This window comes from Pseudomonas fragi (genome assembly GCF_025426255.1).
GTDB classification, from domain to species: Bacteria; Pseudomonadota; Gammaproteobacteria; order Pseudomonadales; family Pseudomonadaceae; genus Aquipseudomonas; species Aquipseudomonas kulmbachensis.
Genome location: NZ_CP104861.1, coordinates 3,085,860 through 3,106,472, shown reverse-complemented (window position 1 = coordinate 3,106,472; position 20,613 = coordinate 3,085,860). Strand labels below are relative to the sequence as shown.

The following is a 20,613-nucleotide window of genomic DNA, read 5'->3' as shown; positions in this document are numbered from 1 at the left end:
TTGAAAAACATGAAACTCGCAACGTCGGCCTGGGCGCCGATTGTGTCTCGCACACTGGCTGCATTGGTCGGTGGCTACGTTTTTACCTATGCCTTTACTGCTGCATTGGCGCGGCTGCTGCCGCTGGACAATGTAGATGCCATGATCGTCGCCAGTCTGCTGTCGTTTGTGATCTACACCTTCGCCATCCTGTGGGCGTTTGCCGCCCGCCACCAGTGGTCGGCCTGGATGGGCGCGGTACTTGCGCTACCGTTGGCCGCCATCGGTTTTTGGCCGCAATTGCTGGAGCAACTGGGATGAAACAGACCCTGACCCAATCCATGGCCTGGCTACACACCTGGGGTGGCCTGATTGTTGGCTGGTTGCTGTTCGTGATTTTTTTGACCGGCAGCCTGGCGGTATTCGATCAAGAGATCGATAACTGGATGACCCCCGAACTGCCTGCGCACCACCTCACCGATGAGCAGGCCGCGCAGCGGGCACTGTCCTACCTGCGAGAGCACAAGGCGGACGCGAAGCAATGGGGGATCAGCCTGCCTTACGAGCGTTCGCCGCAGCTTCAGGCCTCTACTGGCGGGCGCCGCGACGGCGTGTCGGTGACACTCGATCCCGACACCGGCGAAGTGATACCGGTACGCGAGACGGTCGGTGGGCGGTTTTTCTTCCTGTTTCACTTCACCTTGCATATGCCACGCATGATCGGCATCTATCTGGTCGGTGCACTGGCCATGGGCATGCTCGCGGCACTGGTCAGCGGCATCGTGATTCACAAGAAGTTCTTCAAGGAATTCTTCACCTTCCGGCCTGCCAAGGGCCAGCGCTCATGGCTTGATGCCCACAACGCCAGTGCCGTGCTGCTGTTGCCGTTTCACCTGATGATCACTTACAGCGGGCTGGCGATTTTTTTGGTGATCTACATGCCCGCCGCAATGGATGCGTTGTTCGATGGCAATCGCGAGGCTTTTTTCAAGGCCCAGGACTCGGCGCCACCGGCGCTTGAGGTCAAGCGCGGGGCGACTGTCGAACCGGCGCCGCTGGTGGCTCTTGGGCCGTTGCTGAGCAAAGCCCGCGAGGTGATGGGCCCATTGAGCGGAGTGAGCATCAGCAACCCAGGGCAGAGCAATGCCGAAATTCAGATCCGGCCGATCCTGGGCAATCGCATCGCTCTGATCAAAGGTGGAGGCATGCGCTTCGACGGGGTCACAGGCGAGCAAATATCCGGGCCGACTGAAATGCGTCCTACGGTGTTGACGCACCGGGTGATTTCTGGGCTGCACTTTGCCCAGTTTGGCGGCTATCCGATGCGCTGGCTGTACTTCGTTTGCGGCCTGATCAGCAGCGCCATGATCGGCAGCGGGCTGGTGTTGTTCACGGTCAAGCGGCGGCGTAAATACGCCAGCGAAAGCCGCGTGGCGCAGGCCCTCTATCGTGTGGTTGAAGCGTTCAACATCACCGTCATGGCTGGCCTGAGCCTGGCCTGCATCAGCCTGCTGTGGGGCAACCGCTTGCTGGCGTCAGGGATGGCAGAACGTGCCGATGCTGAATTGAACGTGTTCTTTGGTGTTTGGGCCTTGAGCCTGGTCCATGCGTTGTTGCGTCCGCGCATGCAGGCCTGGCGCGAGCAACTAGGGCTGGCGGGGCTGATGTGTTTGGGCTTGCCCTTGCTCAGCGTGTTGACGGTTAATCGGCCTTGGGCACTGCATAGCAGCATGGGCCTGGAGCTGACCGCGATGGCCCTGGGTGGCTTGTTGCTGTGGGCCTGCTGGAAAGTATCGCAACCGGTGGTTGAGCGGGTGCCGCGCAAAAAGACTGCCGCTATGGCCGAGGTGAATTGACATGCTGGCTAATTTTTTTGCCGCACTGGGGTTCGCTTACATCGGCATGCTTGCCCTGTGTCAGGGGTTGGAACGCCATTACAAACAGGTCTGGGGCAAACCCCCGTCGGTTCGCTTGAGCCGATTGCTGCGGGTTGCAGGCTGGGTGAGCCTGGGTTTTAGCTTCTGGTTTTGCGGGCAGGCCTGGGGTTGGGCGATGGGGCCGGTCGGCTGGTTTGGCATGCTCTCATTGAGTGGTTTTGGGTTACTGATGCTGTTGCCGTACCGGTCACGGCTGGCAGTGTGGTTGCCCATGGGTTTTGTGCCGGTGTGGGCGCTGATTGAAACCCTGGCCTGAAACCTGAAACCTGAAACCTGAAACCTGTAGCCGCTGCCGCAGGCTGCGATAAGGTCCGCAGGACCTTCGTTTGTAACCTTGATAGCGTGGGGGCCGCTGCGCTGCCATCGCAGCCTGCGGCAGCGGCTACAGGTTTAATTGCGTGCGGTCTTGGGTTTTACCCAACGATTGGCAATCAAGTCCAGGCTGCTGCAAAACACGAAGTACACCAGTGCCACAAACAGGAAGATCTCGGTCGGGTGCACCATCACCCGATTGCTGACCTGGGTGGCGACAAACGACAGCTCGCCAACCCCGATCACATACGCCAGCGAGGTGTCCTTGATCAGTGAGATCCATTGATTGAGAAAAGACGGCAGCATCATTGGCAAAGCCTGCGGCAGGATGATCAGGCGCAGCACTTGCCAGCTCCCGAGCCCCAGCGCCTTGCCCGCAGCCCATTGCCCGGGAGGCAGGCTGCTGATCCCGGCATACACCGAGTGCGCCAGATACGCGCCACCGATCAGCGACAGCGCGCATACCACCGTGGCCAGTGCCGGTACATCGACCTTGAACATGATGGGCAGCAGGAAGTAACTCCAGAAAATCAGCATCACCACTGGAATCGCTCGCAAAAAGCCCAATACGCCGAGCAACAGCCAGCGCACTTTGCCGCGAATCATCACCAGCGCAATACCCAGCACCAGCCCCAGCACCGCCGAGATTACCCCGGACAGTGCACTCAAGAGCAAGGTCAGGGCCGCGCCGCCCAGCGGGCCGTTGGGCCAGGCGCCAATCAAGAAGTACGACAGATTGTCGCTAATCACCGAAAAATCCATTTTTACACCACTCCCTGGCGATACCACTTGCTGCGTGCAATCAATTGGCCGATCACCTCGATCAACGCAATGCTGGCCACATATAGCAGGGTGGCAAAACCGAAGGCTTGAAAGGTCTTGAAGGTTTCAGTCTCGACCTGACGCGAGGCGTAAGACAGTTCAGCCAAGCCAATGGCCATGGTCAGCGACGAGTTCTTCAGGGCATTCATGTACTGCCCCAACAATGGTCCCAAGGCCGTGCGCAGTGCCTGCGGGAACACGATATAGCGCCACACCTGCGCCGGTTTGAAGCCCAGCGCCAGGCCCGCCGCCCGTTGCTCAATGCGCACCGAACTGACCCCTGCGCGAAACTCTTCGCAAATAAAGGCGGCGGTATAAAGCATCAAGCCCCAGAACCCGGCAAGAAACTCGAAGGACGGCCATTCGATTTCAAACAGACCCAATGACAGGCTGCGCGGCTGATTGAGCCACATCACCAGCCCTTCGGGCAGCATCGCCGTGACCCCGAAGTACCAAAAGAACAGCTGCACCAGCAGCGGTGTATTACGAAACAGGGCCAGGTAGGCCCGTGCTGGCCACGACCACAGGCGCGACGGTGAGAGGCGCGCCAGACACAGCAAAAAGCCCAGCCCGGTAGCCACCAGGCAGGTCAGGAGCGAAAGAATCAGGGTGAGGACAAAACCATCGAGCAACCAGTGCAGGTATTGCGGGGCAAGCAGTTCACCGAACATAAACAGCGTCCATCCAGAAACGAACAAACCCGTCCGGTTGACCGGGACGGGCTTAAAGGTGCCGCGAAAAAGGGGAGTTAGCTTTTGTCACCAATCTTGTACAGACGGGTCAGCGGGGTCTTGGTAGTCGGGCCGAACCAAGTGTCATAGATGCCCTGTGCCTTGCCCTGGGCTTCCAGGTCGGTGAGGGTCTGGTTGACCACTTCGGTCAGGCGCGCTTCACCTTTTGGAATACCGACGCCGATCAGGTCATTGGAAATGGTGAACGGCGGCACTTCGTATTTGTCCTTGTCCGGCACATTGGCCAGCAGGCCGATCAGCTTCGGGCCGTCCTGGGTGATGGCTTGTACGTTGCCGTTGCGCAGGGCAGTGAAGGCGAACGGAGTGTCATCGTAGGCCACCACTTTGGCGCCCGGGAACTTCTCGCGCAGCACACCTTCGTTGACCGTGCCCTTGTCGACACCCACGCGCCATTTGTTCAGTTCTTCCGGGGACTTGAGCGTGCCTTTCTTGACGATAAATTGCTGGCCCGAGGCGAAATACGGAATGCTGAAATTCACCTGCTCGGCGCGTTCAGGGGTGATGGTGAAGTTGGCCAGTACCAGATCCACCTTGTTTGCCACCAGCAACGGCACACGGTTGGCCGGGTTGGTCGGCTGTAGTTGCAGCTTCACGCCCAGCTTGTCGGCAATGGCCTTGGCGTAGTCGACATCCAGACCCTCAATCTGCTTGCTCTTGGCATCGACAAAACCAAACGGCGGGTTGCTGTCAAACGACGCCACGCGCAGCACACCGGATTTTTTGATGTCATCCAGACGATCGGCGTGGGCCAGGCCAGACAAAACAGCCAGGGTCAGAGCGGTGAGGGCAGTGAGTTTTTTCATTTCGTTCTCATCATGAGTTGGAAGAGTTATGACGAGAGTCTTGCAGGAAAATTAGCTTTTAAAAAAGAATATAAAACGATTTAAATATTCTATTTTGGTATATGTAGTGGCGCCACTCACTCCCACAGGTATTGTGCAAAATTGGTCTACCCCTGATTTATCAGACTTTGCCGGCAATGCAGAGTTAGCCAGGCGCCGCCGCCTTCGCGGTTACTGACGTCCAAAGTAAAGCCATGCAGGCTGACGATGGCGGCGACGATGGACAGCCCAAGGCCAAAACCACCGTGCTTGTCATCACAACGGTAAAAGCGCTGGAACACGGCGACCCGCTCGGCTTCGGGGATACCGGGGCCGGTGTCGAGCACCTCAATGCGCGGGCTGGCGCCATCGTCTGTGGCACGCAAGATCACTTCACCACCGGGTGGGGTGAATTTGATCGAGTTGCTCAGCAGGTTGGCCAGCGCCTCGAACAGCAGCGCCCGATCGCCTGTCAGGCTGGGCAATGTTTGCGCTGCGTCGAGAGTCAACGTGACCTGGCCCTCTTCAGCCAGTGGCAGGTAAAAGTCGTACAGTTCTTGCAGCAAGGGCAGTGGGTCGAGTTGCACAAAGCCCGAGCGCCGTTGATGGTCTTCCAGCTCGGAAATACGCAGCAAGCCGCGAAAACGCGCCATCAGGGTGTCGGTTTCGCCAATCACTTCGTCCAGTTGCAGCGCTTCGGGCGAACCTTCCACGGCTTGCTGTCGAATTCTGTAGAGCTGCGCCCGCAGGCGAGTGAGCGGGGTACGCAGGTCGTGGGCGATGTTGTCGCACACGCCCTTGACCTCGTGCATCAGCCGTTCGATACGGTCGAGCATGGCGTTGACAATAGCGGCGAGCATGTCCAGCTCGTCACGGCGATTGGACAACGGCAGGCGGTAGGTCAAATCCCCGGCGACAATGGCTTCGGCGCTGGCCTGGATGGCTCGGATGCGCTGCAGCGGGCGCCTGCGCAACAAGTGCCAGCCCGCAATCCCTGGGATAATGGTCAGCGACAAGCCCCAGAACAGCGCGTGCAAAATGATCCGGGTGACGGCAAACAGCGAGCCGTTGTCGCGCACCAGTACCAGCCAGCGCCCGTCATTGGTCTGGCTGGCCACGGCATCGCAGCTGTCTTGCGGCAGGTTGGGATCGTCGGAGTCGATGCAGGTGCTCAAGGCGTGGATCTGGCCATCCAGCGGCAAGCCAGCAGGGATTGTCTGGATCGGGCCGCTCAGCGGCTTGTGTTGCGCGTCGAACAGCCCATAGGCATCAACTGCACGCATATCGAACGTCATGCTGGTGGCCAGCGCTTCGTCCAGTTGCTCGCCTTCGAACCGGGCAAACAAATGCTGGCGCTGCATCAGTGAATGCTTGGCCAGGTTGCCCAGGTAATCCGAGACTTCGTAATACAGCACCCCCATGAGGATGCAGCTCCAGGCCACGAACAGAAAACTGTACAACGCCAGCAGTCGACTGCTGGAAGAACGCCAGCCCTTAGAGGGGTTCGGCAATGACATAACCCGAGCCTCGAACGGTGCGAATCAGAGGCACTTGGCCGGGCGGGTCGATTTTTTTGCGCAGGCGACCGATATGCACGTCGATCAGGTTGGTGCCCGGGTCGAAGTGATAGCCCCAGACTTCCTCGAAAATCATCATGCGCGAGAGGATTTGCCCGGTGTTGCGCATCAAGAATTCCAGCAGTTTGAATTCGGTGGGCAGCAGGCTCAGCTGTTGCTCGTTGCGGCTGGCTTCGCGGGTAATCAGGTTGAGTTCCAGATCGCAAACCCGCAATGAGGTTTCGAACTTGTCGACCGGGCTTTTGCGTCGTAACAGAACTTCAACCCGGGCCGCCATTTCGTCGCTGGCAAAAGGTTTGGTCAGGTAGTCATCCCCACCGGCGCGCAGGCCGCGTACCCGCTCGTCGACATCGGAGAGGGCGCTGATCATCAAAATCGGGGTGCTGACGCCAATGGTGCGCAGGGTGGTCACGATCGCCAAACCGTCCAGCTCGGGGAGCATGCGGTCGAGGGTGATCAGGTCGTAGTCGCCACTGACCGCCCGGACCAGGCCTTCACGGCCATTGGCTACCCAATCGACCTCAAGGCCGTGGCTGGTCAATTCAGCCACGATTTCTTTCGCTGTTACGGCATCGTCTTCAATGGTCAAAATACGGGTCATACCGTCACCTGATGGGCTTTTGCTGCGATAAGCACATTTTGCCCACAAAAAAGCTGAAACGTTTCTTAATGTTTCTTCATGTTCAGCAAACCGTCAGCAAGGGTAGTCGAAAAACCCATGTTCAGGTGTTGAGCCCGGTCGTGGTTATGTTCATGTTCAACAGGAACATACGGATACATTTGCGGTATAACCCCCGTTGTTAATTTCTTCAGGCACTTTGTTCATGCAAACCCCCTCGCAACGGCCGCTGTGGCGAACCTACCTGATTTTCCTCGCGCCGATGGTGCTGTCCAACTTCCTGCAGAGCTTTTCCGGCACCCTCAACGGGATTTATGTCGGGCAACTGCTCGGCACCCAGGCGCTGGCTGCTGTGTCGGGAATGTTTCCCATCGTGTTCTTCTTTATCGCGCTGGTGATTGGTCTGGGGGCCGGTGCGTCGGTGCTGATTGGCCAGGCCTGGGGCGCGCGGGAGACCACGATGGTCAAACAGATCACCGGGGCTACCTTGACCCTTGGTGCGCTGATCGGCCTGCTGGCGGCGGTGCTGGGCAGCCTGCTGGCACGGCCAGCCCTGCAGGCATTGGGCACACCGGTTGACGTGCTGGAAGAGGCAGTCGGCTATGCCCGGGTGATGATGTTGATCATGCCGTTGCTGCTGGTGTTTATTCTTTTTACGCAAATACTGCGTGGGGTCAGTGATACGGTTTCGCCGTTGCTGGCGCTGATGGTGTCTACGGCGGTGGGCTTGCTATTGACCCCGGCCCTTATCCTCGGCTGGATCGGGCTGCCACCGATGGGCATTCAAAGCGCGGCCTATGCGGGGCTGGTGGGTAATATTCTGGCCATGCTGTTTTTGGTGCTGCGCCTGCGCCATAAAAACCATGTGATGGCCCCGGACCGTGAGCTGTGGGCTGCATTGCGCCTGAACCGGGAGATTCTGGGCAAGGTGCTGCGCATCGGTTTGCCTACCGGCGTGCAGATGGTAGTGCTATCGCTGTCGGAGCTGGTGATTCTGGCGCTGGTCAACAGCCACGGTTCCCAGGCTACGGCGGCTTATGGCGCGGTGACCCAGATCGTTAACTACGTGCAGTTCCCGGCGCTGTCGATTGCCATTACTGCCTCGATTCTGGGTGCCCAGGCCATTGGTGCCGGGCGTATCGAGCGCATTGGGCCGATCCTGCGTACCGGTTTGCTGATCAACCTGTGCCTGACCGGAGCCCTGATTGTGCTGGGCTATGTGCTCTCGCACTGGCTGCTGGGGCTGTTTATTACCGACGTTGATGCACGTGTACGGGCTGAGCACCTGTTGCACATCATGTTGTGGAGCATTCTGGTATTTGGCTTCCAGGCAGTTATCGGCGGGATCATGCGTGCCAGCGGCGTAGTACTGGTGCCGATGGGAATCACGATTTTCTGCGTGCTGTGCATCGAGTTGCCGGTGGCCTATGCGCTCAATGCGCATTTTGGGCTTGAGGGCGTATGGATGGCGTTCCCGGTGACCTATATCGCCATGCTGGGCTTGCAGACCGCTTACTACCGGCTGGTCTGGCGGCACAAGCAGATTCAGCGGCTGGTTTGAGCCACTCTCTGTAGATACTCTGTTCCAGGTCAAGCCCCAGTGGGAGCATCTCTGTAGCCGCAGCCTCGCGTAGCTCGTCAGCGGCTACAGGTGGCGTGCATCACCCACCATCAGGGCTAGGCCATTTGGACGATGTGCCCGTGACTGACCAGTCCGATGATCGAAGGCAGGTTCTGGCACCTCGCCGAGTAGGTAGCCAGAGCATCCACGATTATAAAAAGAGGACTGGCTGCATGAACTCTGCCCAGCAACTGAATCGTGCAGCGAGGCATCGACCATGCGCTCAATAATCGGCTATCTGGTTTGCCTGATTGTCGCTGCAACCATCGCGTTTACCTTCTCCCCCCGCCATGCCTCTAACGTCGCTTCGGCCCAGTTGCGCCCCGATCGTCTGCAAATCAACGGCATGCTGTATCTCGATCAGCGTGTAGTTGCAGTGGGTGAACGCGGCAATATTTTGCTCAGCGATGATCAGGGTGTGTCCTGGCAGTCGGCTGCGGTCAAGCCACAACGTGATTTGACCCTGACCGCACTGGTGGCACTGCAAGACAAAAGCTTGCTGGCAGTGGGTCATGATGGCTGGATTCTGCGCTCTGATGATGCAGGCACGAACTGGTCCGAGGTTCGCTATGACGCTGAAATCGCCGAACCGTTGCTGGGTGTCTGGAGTGCGGGCGGTAATCGTGTGCTGGCGTTCGGTAGTTTTGGCAAGTTCTACCAGTCCGATGATGACGGTCGCACTTGGCAAGCCCAGCCATTGGAGGTGGACAGTGCCCACCTGAACGGCATGGACGGCGGTGCCGACGGTCGGCGGATGGTGGTCGGCGAGCAAGGGCTGGTGTTGCGCAGTGACGATGCGGGCCGCAGTTGGGAGAAGCTGGCTCCGTTCTACAACGGTTCATTGTTTGGCGTGGTGCGCTTGAGCCCGGATCGCTGGGTGACCTACGGCATGCGCGGCCATGTGTTTGTCAGCCAGAACTTTGGCCAGACCTGGCAGGCGGTGAATGTTGGCAATCAGTTGCCCCTCTACGGGCATGCTCTGTTGCCCAATGGCGGGGGCTTGCTGATTGTCGGCGCGGGCAGCTCGCTGGTGCGTCTGGATGGTAATGGTGCGCTGGTCAGCGCTACTCGTCTGCCGGGTCTGGGCACACTGACTTCGGCGGTATTGATCGGCTCTCGGCGCTTGCTGGTGGGCGGCGAGCGCGGTGTGTTCCAGGGCGCTGATGGTGGTGTTGCGGCGCTGGGAGGTGCCCAGTGAGTAGTCAGAAAACTGCGATAAACCGTGTGGTCGAGCGTATCGCCGACCTGTTGATTACTTGGCGCAAGGGTTTGCTGGCGCTGTTTGTGCTGTTGACCCTGGCCCTGGGTTACAGCGCTACCCATACGCAATTGGACCCGGGCTTTAACAAGCAGATCCCGGTACGCAACGCGTTTATGGTCAACTTCCTCAACTTCAGCCAGTACTTCACCGGCGCCAACCGCTTTTTGGTCAGCGTGAAGTGGAAGGGCGAGGGCGATATCTATAACCGCCAATACCTCGAAACCCTGAGCAAGGTTACGGATGATGTTTTCTTCATCAATGGTGTCAGTCGCGCCAGTGTGACTTCGTTGTTTACCGCCAATGTGCGTTACATCGAAATTACTGAAGACGGTTTTTTTGGTGATGTGGTGGTGCCTCCGCGCTTTACTGGCTCGGCCGAGGACCTGTCCCAGGTACGCAACAACGTCGCCCGTTCGGGGCAGGTCGGACGCTTGGTAGCCAACGACCTGACCTCCTCGATGGTGCGCGCCGACCTGCAGGATCTGGACCCCCAGACCGGCAAGTCGGTGTCGTATGCCGAGGTCGCCAAGCGGCTTGAGGATATTCGCTCCAAGTACAGCAATGACGAGATCGAGATCAATATCGTCGGCTTTGCCAAGCTGGTGGGAGATGTGGTTGAAGGGCTGACTACAGTGATCGGCTTCTTTGTGATTGCCTTTGTGATCACGGCCCTGATGCTGTGGGTGTATTCACGCTCATGGCGGCTGACCGTCGTGGCTCTGGCTGTGGCGCTGTTGCCGGTGGTCTGGCTGCTGGGGTTGCTGCCTTTGCTGGGGCTGGGGATCGACCCGATGTCGATTCTGGTGCCGTTCCTGATCTTCTCGATTGGCGTGTCCCATGCGGTACAGATGACCAATGCCTGGAAACAGGATGTGCTGGGCGGCTGCTCGTCGGTGCAGGCGGCGCGCGGTGCCTTTTGCAAGATTTTCATCCCCGGCTCCCTGGCCTTGCTGATGAATGCCCTGGGCTTTGGCGTGATCATGCTGATCGATATTCCCATCGTGCATGAGCTGGGCGTGACCGCGTGCATTGGGGTGATGCTGATGATCATCACCAACAAGCTGATGCTGCCGATCATCCTGTCGTATTTGAAGCTCGAGCCGAGCGCTCTGGCGCAAGGACTCAAGGTTCAGGGCAAGCACGCATTGTGGTGGCGGCTGTCGGCGCTGGCCGAGCCGAAACCAGCGTTGGCAGTCTTTGTAGTCAGCCTGTTGCTGCTCGGCGTCGGCGCCTGGAAGGCCCGGGATCTAGCGGTAGGCGATATTGGCGTTGGTGCGCCGGAACTGCGGGCAGACTCGCGTTACAACCAGGACAACCAGAAGATCATTAACAGCTACTCCATTGGTCTGGATGTGATGTCGGTGTTTGTACAGGTCAAAGGCATTGAAGAAGGTTGCCTGGCGCCGCAGGTGATGCGGGCCATCGAGTCGTTCGACTTTCAGATCCGCAGCGTGGCCGGGGTGCAGTCGGTACAGAGTGTGGCGGGCATGGGTAAAACCGTGATTGCCGGCAATAACGAAGGCAACCCGCGCTGGTCGGCGATCCCGGGTTCCGAACGCGGTTTGAGCCAGGGATCCCGTGCTTACATGCCGGATGACGGGCTGGTGACTGAAGGCTGCCAGCGCATGCAGATACTGGTGTTTCTAACCGACCACGAAGGTGCGACGGTGAGCCATGTGGTCGACGAAACCCAGCGCATCATTGCCGGTCTGCAAGGTCCGAATGTGGAGTTTCTGATGGCGGGCGGCAACGTCGGTGTGATGGCCGCGTCCAACGAAGCGGTCAAGCAGGCCGAGGTGGTGATGCTCGCTGCCCTGTTCGGCTCGGTGGCGCTGTTCTGCTGGCTGACCTTTGGCTCATTGCGCGCAGTACTGTGCATTCTGGTGCCGTTGGCGATTGTCGCGATCCTGTGTAATGCCCTGATGGCAACCCTGGGAATCGGTCTGAAAGTCGCGACGTTGCCGGTGATGGCGCTGGGCGTGGGCGTCGGGGTCGATTACGGGATCTACCTGTACGAGCGGATTGCCCATGAAATGGCCGACGGCAAGGACCTGCGTAACGCCTTCTACCAGGCCATGTGCCAACGCGGTACGGCGGCGGTTTTTACTGCACTGACCATGTCCATCGGTGTTTGTACCTGGGCCTTTGCCCCCTTGAAGTTCCAGGCCGATATGGGTGTGCTGCTGTCGTTCATGTTCCTGGTTAACGTGCTCGGGGCGATCTTTTTACTGCCTGCGCTGGCGGCCTGGTTCAATCTGGGGCGCCCGTTGGTCAAGGTTAAACCCCGGGGCCAGGATGTGCCTGCCGGGCATTACCCGCTCAAGCCGAGCGTTGCCGCCAAGGACTCGTCAAACCGCTGAAACAGACAGCTTGCCGGGCTTGTATGGCGACCAACATAAAGACACACTGAGGTGCTTTTGCGCAGGGCTGCAGTACCTGCGCAGAGGCAAGCCGCTGGTAATAAGAACAATAAAAAGGGCAGGTCCTGAACCTGACCCAATGCGAGGAAATGTCCGTGGATACAGTGACCCTGAATCATCAAACCCTGGCCAGTCTGGGACTTGAACTGGCCGATTACGATCAAATGATCGGCAGCTTCTACGACGGGGCGCTAGACCCGAAAGTCATGGGTCGTACCTTGTGCGCGGTTCGCAACATGTTCCAGGCCAACTACGCGACCTTGATTCTGCGCGTGCCGGATCAGCCTGACCTGGGCCTGATGATTGTGGCCGGGGATATTGAAGGCGAGGGTGAACTGACGTATCAAACCTACCCGCAAGCCAATACCCCGTTCGCCGGGCAAGCGCTGGATCAGGTGTTTACGGTTGAAGACCTGATGAGCGAGTCCGAATGGATGAGTTCGGCGTATTTCAAGGCTTACTGCGGCCCGCAAAATGTCTTCCATGTAATGGGGGCCGATATTTCCACCCCTGAAGGTGGCAAGCTGCGTTTTCGTCTGACCCGGCCCAAAACCTCTCCGAAATTTTCCAGTGCCGAACGTGCGTTGTGCAGCAGCTTCCTGCCGCATTTGCGCCGGGCCTTGCACTTGCACAACCTGCTCGATCGCAGCGAGTCCATGAGCGAGCTTTATGCGCAGGCTATCAGTCGCCTGTCCGTGGCGACCATTGTGCTCGACGAAACCGGCAAGGTGCTGCGCCTGAACCCGGTGGCCGAAGAAATCCTCAAAAACGCCGATGGCCTGAAACTGGTGGGTGGCAGGCTGGAAGCCACTTACCCCAGCGACAACCGTGAGCTGCAGCGTCTGGTCAAGCATGCCTTTAGTCAGGAAGTGCGCGATGGCGGGGTGACGGCCGATGCGATGTCCGTGACCCGACCTTCGGGGCAGGTCAGCTTGGGGCTGGTGGTCGAGGCTATTCCTTCGCTGGAATGGGCTGAAGGCAAGAGCAAACCGGCGGCGGTGATCTATATCCGCGACTCGGTCGGCAAGTCGCTGGCCAGCGAGGTGGTGACCAAGCAGCTGTTCAATCTGACCAAGGCCGAAACGGCGCTGGCGATGGAGTTGGCCAACGGTTTGTCCTTGGAAGAGGCCGCGGAAAACCTGAATATTCGACGCAACACCGCACGGGCGCATCTGCGTTCTATTTTCTCCAAGACCGGTGTGCGCCGTCAGACCGAGCTGGTAAGGATTCTGCTGAACAGCGTGGTCGCGCTGGGAAAGCCCAAGTGCGCCTTGCGAGCGGCTGAGTCAGTGATAGTGCCGGCGCCACAGTTGGCGCGGCCGCTTCGTAAAAGCGCTTAAACATCGTTTACCGGCCGACGGTGGCGATTGATCGCCACTGTCGGTTGCTCTTCAGCCAGGCTACTGCGCCTGCATCATCAAGGAAAGTCATATGCCAGTTACAGCTGTCAGCGGTTCCGCTTCCGGGATCGGCGCCGCCGTGTGCGCGGTATTACGGGCTGCGGGGCACCGCATTATCGGGATCGACCGGGCTAATGCCGAGGTGGTCGCTGACCTGTCGACCCGTACCGGGCGCCAGACAGCCGTGGCCCAGGTGCTTGAGCAGTCGGGCGGGGTGCTTGATGGCCTGGTGTGCTGCGCCGGTCTTGGGGTGACGGCTTCTTCAAGCAGCCTGGTGCTGGCAGTGAACTACTTCGGCGTCAGTGAACTGCTTGACGGTTTGGCTGACGCGCTGGCCAAGGGTGAAAACCCGGCCGCGTTGGTGATTGGCTCGGTGGCCGCCACCCAGCCCGGTGCTGATCAACAGCCGATGGTTGCAGCGCTGCTGGCCGGTGACGAGACGCAAGCCCTGGCGCTGGCCGATGCACTGGGCCAGCCCCATATCGCCTATGCCAGCTCCAAATACGCGGTGACCTGTGAAGCACGGCGCAAGTCGGTGCAATGGGCTGCGCAAGGTATCCGCTTGAACGTGGTTGCACCGGGCGCGGTGGAAACTCCGCTACATCAGGCGGCCAAGGAGGATGCCCGGTTCGGCAAGGCAGTACGTGAGTTTGTCGCGCCATTGGGGCGTGCGGGAAGTTCTGCTGAAATTGCCCAGGTGGTGGCATTTCTGCAGTCGACACAGGCCAGTTTTGTCACTGGCAGCGTGATGTTTGTCGACGGTGGCATGGATGCGATGGTGCGCGCGCAGCGCTTTTGACCTTTAAGGAACTCTTATGAACAAAGTGGCATTTATTACCGGCGCCAGTCGCGGTATCGGTCGTGAAACCGCGCTGGCGTTTGCCCGTGCAGGTTTCGATCTGGCCATCAGCGCTCGCAGCCTGGATGAGGGCGAAAGCCATACCCACGGTTTGCGCAACCCCGACGGCACAGCGCTACCCGGCAGTTTGAACGCCACGGCGGCAGCGATCCGCGAACTGGGGCGCAAGGCGCTGGTGGTACGCATGGACCTGCTCGACAGCGAATCGGTGCTCGCGGCAAGCCGTGCGGTGGTTGCCGAATATGGTCGGGTGGATGTGCTGGTCAACAATGCGATCTATCAGGGCAGCGACCTTAACGCAGCGTTTATGGAGTTGCAGCCCGAGACCCTGGAGCGGGTGTTTCAGGGCTATGTAATGACCCCGTTTTTGCTGACCCGGGCCGTGGTCAGCCAGATGCTGGAGCAGGGCGCCGGGGTGGTGATTAACGTCACCTCCGGCGCGGGTGAAACTGATCCGCCGGTGGCGGCGGGCAAGGGCGGCTGGGGCTATGCCTATGGCGCGGGCAAGGCGGCGGTATCGCGTTTGTCGGGTATTTTGTCGGTGGAGTTCGGCGAGCAGGGGATCCGCGCCTACACCCTCAACCCTGGCGTCGTGACCACCGATGCCTTGCGCGCCACCATCGGTGACAAGGGCGTGATTGCCTTGCGCGCAGGTTCTGCGCCACCCCAGGTGCCAGCAGCGGTGATGTTGTGGCTGGCGACCAACGATGCGGCAGTCGATCACCAGCGCAAGACCATTCATTGCCAGCCATTTGCCAGGGAACACGGGATTGTCGAGGACTGGCGGTAATACGAATTTGCACTCTCAAATGCTGTAGCCACTGTCCAGGAACGAGGCTGCGATAAGGGACGAAGGACCTTCAAGACATCGAGGCCGCTGCGCAGCCCATCGCAGCCTCGTTCCTCGACAGCAGCTACGGCGCCTCGGTGTACTAGTCCATCTGAACGATGAACCTGCCTCGGACCTCGGTGAAGATCATTCGGTAAGCGCCCTGGCCCTTAACCTGAGGAATAATAAAAATGACTAAACTCGCAGAAATCCACGTCGAGAATACTTTGTCACCGCGTTTTGGCCGTGGTTGGCATTGCCTGGGCGAAGCTAATGAATTCCGTGATGGCAAGTTGCATACCCTGAATGTGTTTGGCTCGCGACTGCTGGCTTTCGCCACGTCCACTGGCGCGATCAGTGTGCTGGACGCCCATTGCCCGCATATGGGGGCCGACCTGTCCCAGGGCACTATCGAGAATGACCGGGTGGTCTGCCCCTTCCACCACTGGCAGTACGACGCCAGTGGCAAGTGTGTCGAGATCCCTTACTGCAAGCGTATTCCGCCCAAGGCCAAAACCCGCGCCTGGCAGACCTGCGAAGTGAACAAGCTGCTGTTTGTGTGGAACAACCCTGAAGGCAAGCCGCCTGCCGAAGGCGTGGTGATCCCGCATCTGCCGGAAATGGACAGCGATGAGTGGCTTCACAGCTGGTACATGGACAAGCTGATCATCAATACCAACCCTCGTGAACTGGTCGACAACCTGGTGGATGCCCAGCATTTCGGTCCGGTACATGGCACGCCAACCAAGTATTTCCACAATGTGTTCGAAGGCCATATCGCTCAGCAAATTTTCCACGGCGACTCCGAACGCTTGGGCGGCGACCTGGTTGCTGAATCGGCCTATTACGGCCCCGCGACTCACCTGACCCGCATGCGCGCCATGTTCGATGGTCAGGAAATCAAGTCCATCCTGCTCAATTGCCACGTGCCTATCGGCCCCAACAGTTTTGAACTGCGCTTTGGCTGCATGGTGAAAAAAGTGCCGGGCTGGACCCAGGAACAGAACGAAGCCCTGGCGTTGGATTACGTGCAACGCAACCGCGATTCGTTCTATCAGGACGTGGATATCTGGACTCACAAAGTGCGGGTCAACAACCCGGTTTTGGCCGAGGGTGATGGTCCGGTGTATCAGTTGCGCGAGTGGTATCAGCAGTTCTTTACAGACGAAGCCAGCGTTGCGGCGAACATGGCCGAGCGTCGTGAAATCACTACCGTAGATCACCGCTGATTGATTGCTTGAGCGAAGGGCACTGCCGATGACGCTGAACCAACGTAAAACCCTGACCTTTATGTTGGCCGCCAGTCTGGCGTCGACCATCGGTGGCTTGCCCTTCAATACCCTGCCCATTCTGCTGGGCTCACTGGCGGACAGTTTCGGTTTTGCACCGTCGCAAATCGGTTTGCTCGGCTCTGTGTGCTTCAGCGGCTATCTGGTGGGGACGCTGGTTGCTGTGGGCTTTATCGACCGCTGCAACTGGCGCGTCCTGACGTTTGGCTGCGCATTGGGCGCGGCACTGGCATTGCTGGCCTCTTCACAGTTGCCGGCCCCTGCACAGCTGCCGTTGTGGGCGCTGATCGGTTTTTTTGCCGCACTGATGACCTGCCTCGGGCTGCGGATCATGGCTGAGATGCCCAACAAGGAGCGGGCGTTTGGCATGCGCCAGGGGATTGAGCTGGGCTTGGTGGCGCTGGTGCTGTTTGTGTTGCCTTCGATGGTGATCAGCAACTATCACTACGCCGGTGGCGCGCTGGTGCTGGCGGCCATGATTCTGTTACTGAGCCTGAGCGCCTTTGCGTTGCCGCGCCGCAGTGATTTCGCGGTACAGGCGGATTTGGCTAAAGACAATTCCCTTCGAGGCCGTTTTCTCTTCCCTGTGCCTGCGTATTGGGCACTGGGGTTTTTCTTTGTGTTTGGTGCCGGGCAGATCGGTCTGTGGGCATTTCTTGAACGTCTTGGGCATGGTCTGGACGTGGCGCCCGCACAAATGGGGGTGGTGTTTGCGGTGCTTAAACTGCTCGGTGGCGGTGCGGCCTTGGCGCTGGCGCTGATTGGCGACCGACTCGGTACACGCTGGCCGCACTTGCTGGTGCTGGCGGTAATCGGTACGGGTTTGCTGTTGCTGGCCTATGCCGAAGGCTTTGTCCTGTACGCCCTGGGGGCCTGGATCTGGGAGGTGGGTTTCTGCTGGGGCTGCATCTACCAGACCGCTGCGGTTGCGAGGCTCGACCCGAGCGGGCGTTCGATCATGTTGATTCCTGCTGCCTTTGCCTTGAGCTCTATGGTCGGGCCAGCGCTGGCCGGGCAATTGGTGGTGGACGGTTTTGCCGGTCTGTTATGGCTGGCTCTGGCTACCGCGGTGGTCCCGGTGGTGGCGTTTGCCGGGTTGCTGGCCAAGCGTTTGGCAGCACCGCCATTGGCGCTGGCCGTATAAGGCTAAGGTACTGCTGGCTTTTTGATCCGTGCTGCTTAAGATGGCCGTCATCTAAAAGTCATCGGGCTTGGAACCGGGCCAATGCTGAACAAGGACACCATCTCCATTCATCTGGTGCGCGAGGCGCTGTTGCAGAGTTGCGCGCCGGGCAGTGCCACGGATGAAGTGTTGCACAAGGTCGGTATCGCTCCGGCGCTGCTCGACGAGCCGCAGGCCCGCGTGCCTGCAATAGTCTATGCACGTCTGTGGCGGCTGTTGGCGCGACGTCTGGATGACGAATTTTTTGGCATGGACCCACACAAGTTGCGCTCCGGCAGCCTGGAGTTCATGTGCCGCACGGCCATGGCGCAGCCGACGCTGGCCCAGGGGCTGGAGGTGGTGCTGGGATTTCTGTCGTTGATGCTTGAGCGCTTGCCGGCGCGGTTGGTGCGCCAGCAAAGCCTGGCCGAAATCGTCTTGCAGGAACCTGACCAGCAGACGAGCCGTGGCTTTACCTACTTCACCTACTGGATGATCGTGCACGGTGTGGCCTGCTGGCTGGCCGGGCGACGACTGCCGATTCTGGCCATCGAGCTGCGCTGTGAAGCGCCCGATTACTGCGGTGACTACGAAGTGATGTTCTCCGAGAACCTGCGCTTTGAGCGGCCACGCACACGGATGATATTTGCCGCCGATTGCCTGGATGCACCGATCAAGCGCAACGCCCAGGAACTGAAGCGTTTTTTGGCCGAAGCTCCGGCCAATATTCTGGTCAAGTACCGTGACCCGTTGAGCCTGGCCAGCCAGATCAAACAGGATTTGCGCCAGTTGCCAGCCGAGCAGTGGCCTGAAACCCAGGGCATGGCGCAGAGCCTGTGCATGTCGGCGTCAACCCTGCGCCGCCGTTTGGCGGACGAGGGGCAAACCTTTCAAGGGATCAAGGACGGCGTGCGCAAGGAACTGGCGATTGGCTGGCTGGCCGACCCCGACCACAGCTTTGCCGACATCGCCCAGCGCCTGGGTTTTGCCGACACCAGCTCGTTTTACAAGGCCTTTCGCAAATGGTCAGGGACCAATCCTGGGCATTACCGGAGTTTGATTTTAGGCGGTGGCTGAACCCAGGCCCCGGGTGGTGCGCAGTCGGCCTTCCAGACGGCGTTTCAACCCCTGGGGTTCAATGATCAGCTTCGAGCCCTTGGCGGCATTGGCCCGCCCCCATTCTTCGAACAACTCCAGGCAGGAGTGATCGATATAGCTCAGGTTATTAAGTGGTACATATACGCTGCTGCCTGCTGGTACGCGAGCCAGTACCTGAGTTAATGCCGGTACTTTGAGGAAGGTCGCAGAACCATTGAGCCGCAACTCCATCTCGCCGCTTTGGGGCAGGTCAATCAAGCTGATTTTCAGACGTGCTGCTTTCCACGCCAAGTTGGCCAGGGTCAAGCCGAAACCCAGCAGTACCCCGGTCAGCAAGTCGGTGAAGATGATCGACAGCGCGGTTGCGGCATAGGTCAGCATCGGGATGCGGCCATAACGGGCCAGGCCGCGGAAGGCCTTGAGGTCCACCAATTTGATCCCGGTGTAGACCAGTACTCCCGCCAGGCTTGCCACTGGAATGCTTTGCAGCACACTGGACAGCAACATCACAAAAGCCAGCAGCCAAAGGCCATGGAACATTGCCGAAAGACGGGTGGTGGCGCCTGCCTGAACATTGGCCGAGCTGCGCACGATCACTCCGGTCATTGGCAATGCACCGAGCACGCCACAGAGCATATTGCCGCCCCCCTGTGCCGTCAGTTCCTTGTCAAAATCAGAGCGCTTGCCGTTGTGCATACGGTCGACGGCTGCTGCGGACAGCAAGGTTTCTGCACTGGCGATAAACGCCACTGCAAACGCCGCGATCAACAGATTGGGATCGGCCAGGTTCAGCAGGTCGGCTGGGCGCAGCCAGTCGATAGCGTCCGCCAGGTTTTCCGGGACTTCAACCCGTTTTACCTGCAACGCCATTATCAGGCTGACCAGAGTGGTCAAGCCCACGCCGAGCAGGGCACCGGGGACAAAGCGCAGTTTTTGCGGGCGTAATTTGTCCCACGACCACATCACCAGAATGGTTGCCAGGCCCAGGAGTCCTGCCTGCCATCCAAGGCCGCCACCCAGGGTTGGAATGGCTTGCGCCAATGCCTGCGGGAAACCTGCAAGGTTGTCCAGGCCGGAAGGTTTTGGCACGCCGTCGAGCATTACATGGATTTGCGACAGCACTATCAGCACCCCGATCCCGGCAAGCATGCCGTAGACCACAGCCGGGGCGGTGACGCGGAACCAGCAGCCCAGGCGCAAACGTCCGGCCAACAGTTGCAGAAAACCTGCCAGCAGCAGGATCGGCCCCAGCATGACCATGCCATGCTGGCGCACCACTTCGAATACCAGTACTGCCAGACCGGCTGCCGGGCCACTGACTTGCAGCGGCGACCCCGCCAGCCACCCCACGACCAGGCCGCCGATGATGCCGGTGATCAAGCCTTTGGCCGGTGGCATCCCGGAGGCGATGGCGATGCCCATGCACAAGGGCAGGGCGACCAGAAACACAACCACAGAGGCCAATAGCTCCCGTGGCAGTAGCGTTTTTAATTGCGCAGCACGCATGATGATTCTCCCTGGGGATTCCTGGAGGCGTGGCAAGGCCTGGCGTCATGTTCGGCCGCCACCGATACCTCGTTGGGATAGGTTTGGACGCGCGCTTCAGGTATCGCGCAAGGAGTTGTCTTCGGTGAGGAGATGCAAGTCAGGAAGGGTAGTAGTTGCAGTCGGGAGCTGTGTCACCTTGTTATCCATCGTTCATCCTCTGTGGTGGAGCAGGGGAATAGCTAATGCGAGTCATTTGTGACTCGCTGGTCACGTTAGCCCCCGAAACTTAACTGAACCTTAATTGACCGCTCTAGCACGGGCTTTACGGTGATGGTCAGAAGTTTCGCGAGCCCGCCCGCTCCACAGG

Annotated in this window: 18 protein-coding genes; 12 read left to right on the top strand and 6 right to left on the bottom strand. The window is 59.3% G+C overall.

Translation table 11 applies throughout. The annotated features are described in order from the left end of the window. Positions 1-9 precede the first annotated feature (9 nt). From N7D90_RS14175 to N7D90_RS14165, 3 genes are read left to right on the top strand one after another with little or no spacing between them, the layout of a single operon-like run. The gene (locus N7D90_RS14175; RefSeq protein ID WP_261738619.1) at positions 10-300 is read left to right on the top strand and encodes an iron transporter; all 291 of its coding nucleotides are present in this window, start codon (positions 10-12) and stop codon (positions 298-300) included. Then, the gene (locus tag N7D90_RS14170) at positions 297-1,835 is read left to right on the top strand and encodes a PepSY-associated TM helix domain-containing protein (protein ID WP_261738618.1); all 1,539 of its coding nucleotides are present in this window, start codon (positions 297-299) and stop codon (positions 1,833-1,835) included. The genes N7D90_RS14175 and N7D90_RS14170 overlap by 4 nt, the downstream gene beginning before the upstream one ends. Before the next feature lies 1 nt (position 1,836). Further along, a complete protein-coding gene (locus tag N7D90_RS14165) occupies positions 1,837-2,172 on the top strand; it encodes a DUF3325 domain-containing protein (RefSeq protein ID WP_261738617.1) in 336 nt (111 codons plus the stop codon). 134 nt (positions 2,173-2,306) lie between these two features. On the opposite strand, the gene N7D90_RS14160 is transcribed toward N7D90_RS14165, so the two are convergent. From N7D90_RS14160 to N7D90_RS14140, 5 genes are all read right to left on the bottom strand, one after another. Then, the gene (locus N7D90_RS14160) at positions 2,307-2,990 is read right to left on the bottom strand and encodes an amino acid ABC transporter permease (RefSeq protein WP_261738616.1); all 684 of its coding nucleotides are present in this window, start codon (positions 2,988-2,990) and stop codon (positions 2,307-2,309) included. 2 nt (positions 2,991-2,992) lie between these two features. Beyond that, positions 2,993-3,721 (bottom strand): amino acid ABC transporter permease, encoded by a 729-nt coding sequence (locus tag N7D90_RS14155; RefSeq protein WP_261738615.1) that lies wholly within the window; start codon positions 3,719-3,721, stop codon positions 2,993-2,995. 77 nt (positions 3,722-3,798) lie between these two features. After that, positions 3,799-4,605 (bottom strand): ABC transporter substrate-binding protein, encoded by an 807-nt coding sequence (locus N7D90_RS14150; protein WP_261738614.1) that lies wholly within the window; start codon positions 4,603-4,605, stop codon positions 3,799-3,801. A 146-nt stretch (positions 4,606-4,751) separates the two neighbouring features. Further along, positions 4,752-6,140 (bottom strand): sensor histidine kinase, encoded by a 1,389-nt coding sequence (locus N7D90_RS14145; RefSeq protein WP_261738613.1) that lies wholly within the window; start codon positions 6,138-6,140, stop codon positions 4,752-4,754. Further along, the gene (locus tag N7D90_RS14140; protein WP_261738612.1) at positions 6,118-6,801 is read right to left on the bottom strand and encodes a response regulator transcription factor; all 684 of its coding nucleotides are present in this window, start codon (positions 6,799-6,801) and stop codon (positions 6,118-6,120) included. Before N7D90_RS14140 ends, N7D90_RS14145 begins: the two co-directional genes overlap by 23 nt. A gap of 223 nt (positions 6,802-7,024) precedes the next feature. Here N7D90_RS14140 and N7D90_RS14135 point away from each other — a divergent pair, with 223 nt between their 5' ends. The 9 genes from N7D90_RS14135 (at position 7,025) to N7D90_RS14095 (ending at position 18,737) form a co-directional block, all read left to right on the top strand. Next, entirely contained in the window at positions 7,025-8,380 is a 1,356-nt protein-coding gene (locus N7D90_RS14135) for an MATE family efflux transporter (protein WP_261738611.1), read from the top strand. 277 nt (positions 8,381-8,657) lie between these two features. After that, entirely contained in the window at positions 8,658-9,638 is a 981-nt protein-coding gene (locus N7D90_RS14130; RefSeq protein WP_261738610.1) for a WD40/YVTN/BNR-like repeat-containing protein, read from the top strand. After that, entirely contained in the window at positions 9,635-12,061 is a 2,427-nt protein-coding gene (locus N7D90_RS14125) for an efflux RND transporter permease subunit (protein WP_261738609.1), read from the top strand. Before N7D90_RS14130 ends, N7D90_RS14125 begins: the two co-directional genes overlap by 4 nt. A 149-nt stretch (positions 12,062-12,210) precedes the next feature. Continuing rightward, on the top strand, positions 12,211-13,461 hold the full coding sequence (locus N7D90_RS14120; protein WP_261738608.1) for a helix-turn-helix transcriptional regulator: 1,251 nt from the start codon (positions 12,211-12,213) through the stop codon (positions 13,459-13,461). Between the two features lie 91 nt (positions 13,462-13,552). Next, positions 13,553-14,320: an SDR family oxidoreductase gene (locus N7D90_RS14115; RefSeq protein WP_261738607.1), complete on the top strand. Its 768-nt coding sequence runs from the start codon at positions 13,553-13,555 to the stop codon at positions 14,318-14,320. Positions 14,321-14,336: 16 nt separating this feature from the next. Then, positions 14,337-15,170: an SDR family NAD(P)-dependent oxidoreductase gene (locus N7D90_RS14110; RefSeq protein WP_261738606.1), complete on the top strand. Its 834-nt coding sequence runs from the start codon at positions 14,337-14,339 to the stop codon at positions 15,168-15,170. 230 nt (positions 15,171-15,400) lie between these two features. Further along, positions 15,401-16,438, top strand: a complete 1,038-nt coding sequence (locus N7D90_RS14105) for a Rieske 2Fe-2S domain-containing protein (protein WP_261738605.1) — start codon at positions 15,401-15,403, stop codon at positions 16,436-16,438. Between the two features lie 28 nt (positions 16,439-16,466). Next, a complete protein-coding gene (locus N7D90_RS14100) occupies positions 16,467-17,642 on the top strand; it encodes an MFS transporter (protein ID WP_261738604.1) in 1,176 nt (391 codons plus the stop codon). Positions 17,643-17,723: 81 nt separating this feature from the next. Further along, positions 17,724-18,737 (top strand): AraC family transcriptional regulator, encoded by a 1,014-nt coding sequence (locus tag N7D90_RS14095; RefSeq protein WP_261738603.1) that lies wholly within the window; start codon positions 17,724-17,726, stop codon positions 18,735-18,737. Here the strand turns inward: N7D90_RS14095 and N7D90_RS14090 are convergent. Further along, positions 18,723-20,264 carry a SulP family inorganic anion transporter gene (locus N7D90_RS14090; RefSeq protein ID WP_261738602.1) on the bottom strand — a complete coding sequence of 514 codons (1,542 nt, stop codon included), beginning with the start codon at positions 20,262-20,264 and terminating at the stop codon, positions 18,723-18,725. The two genes, N7D90_RS14095 and N7D90_RS14090, sit on opposite strands and share 15 nt — an antisense overlap. Positions 20,265-20,613: the final 349 nt, after the last annotated feature.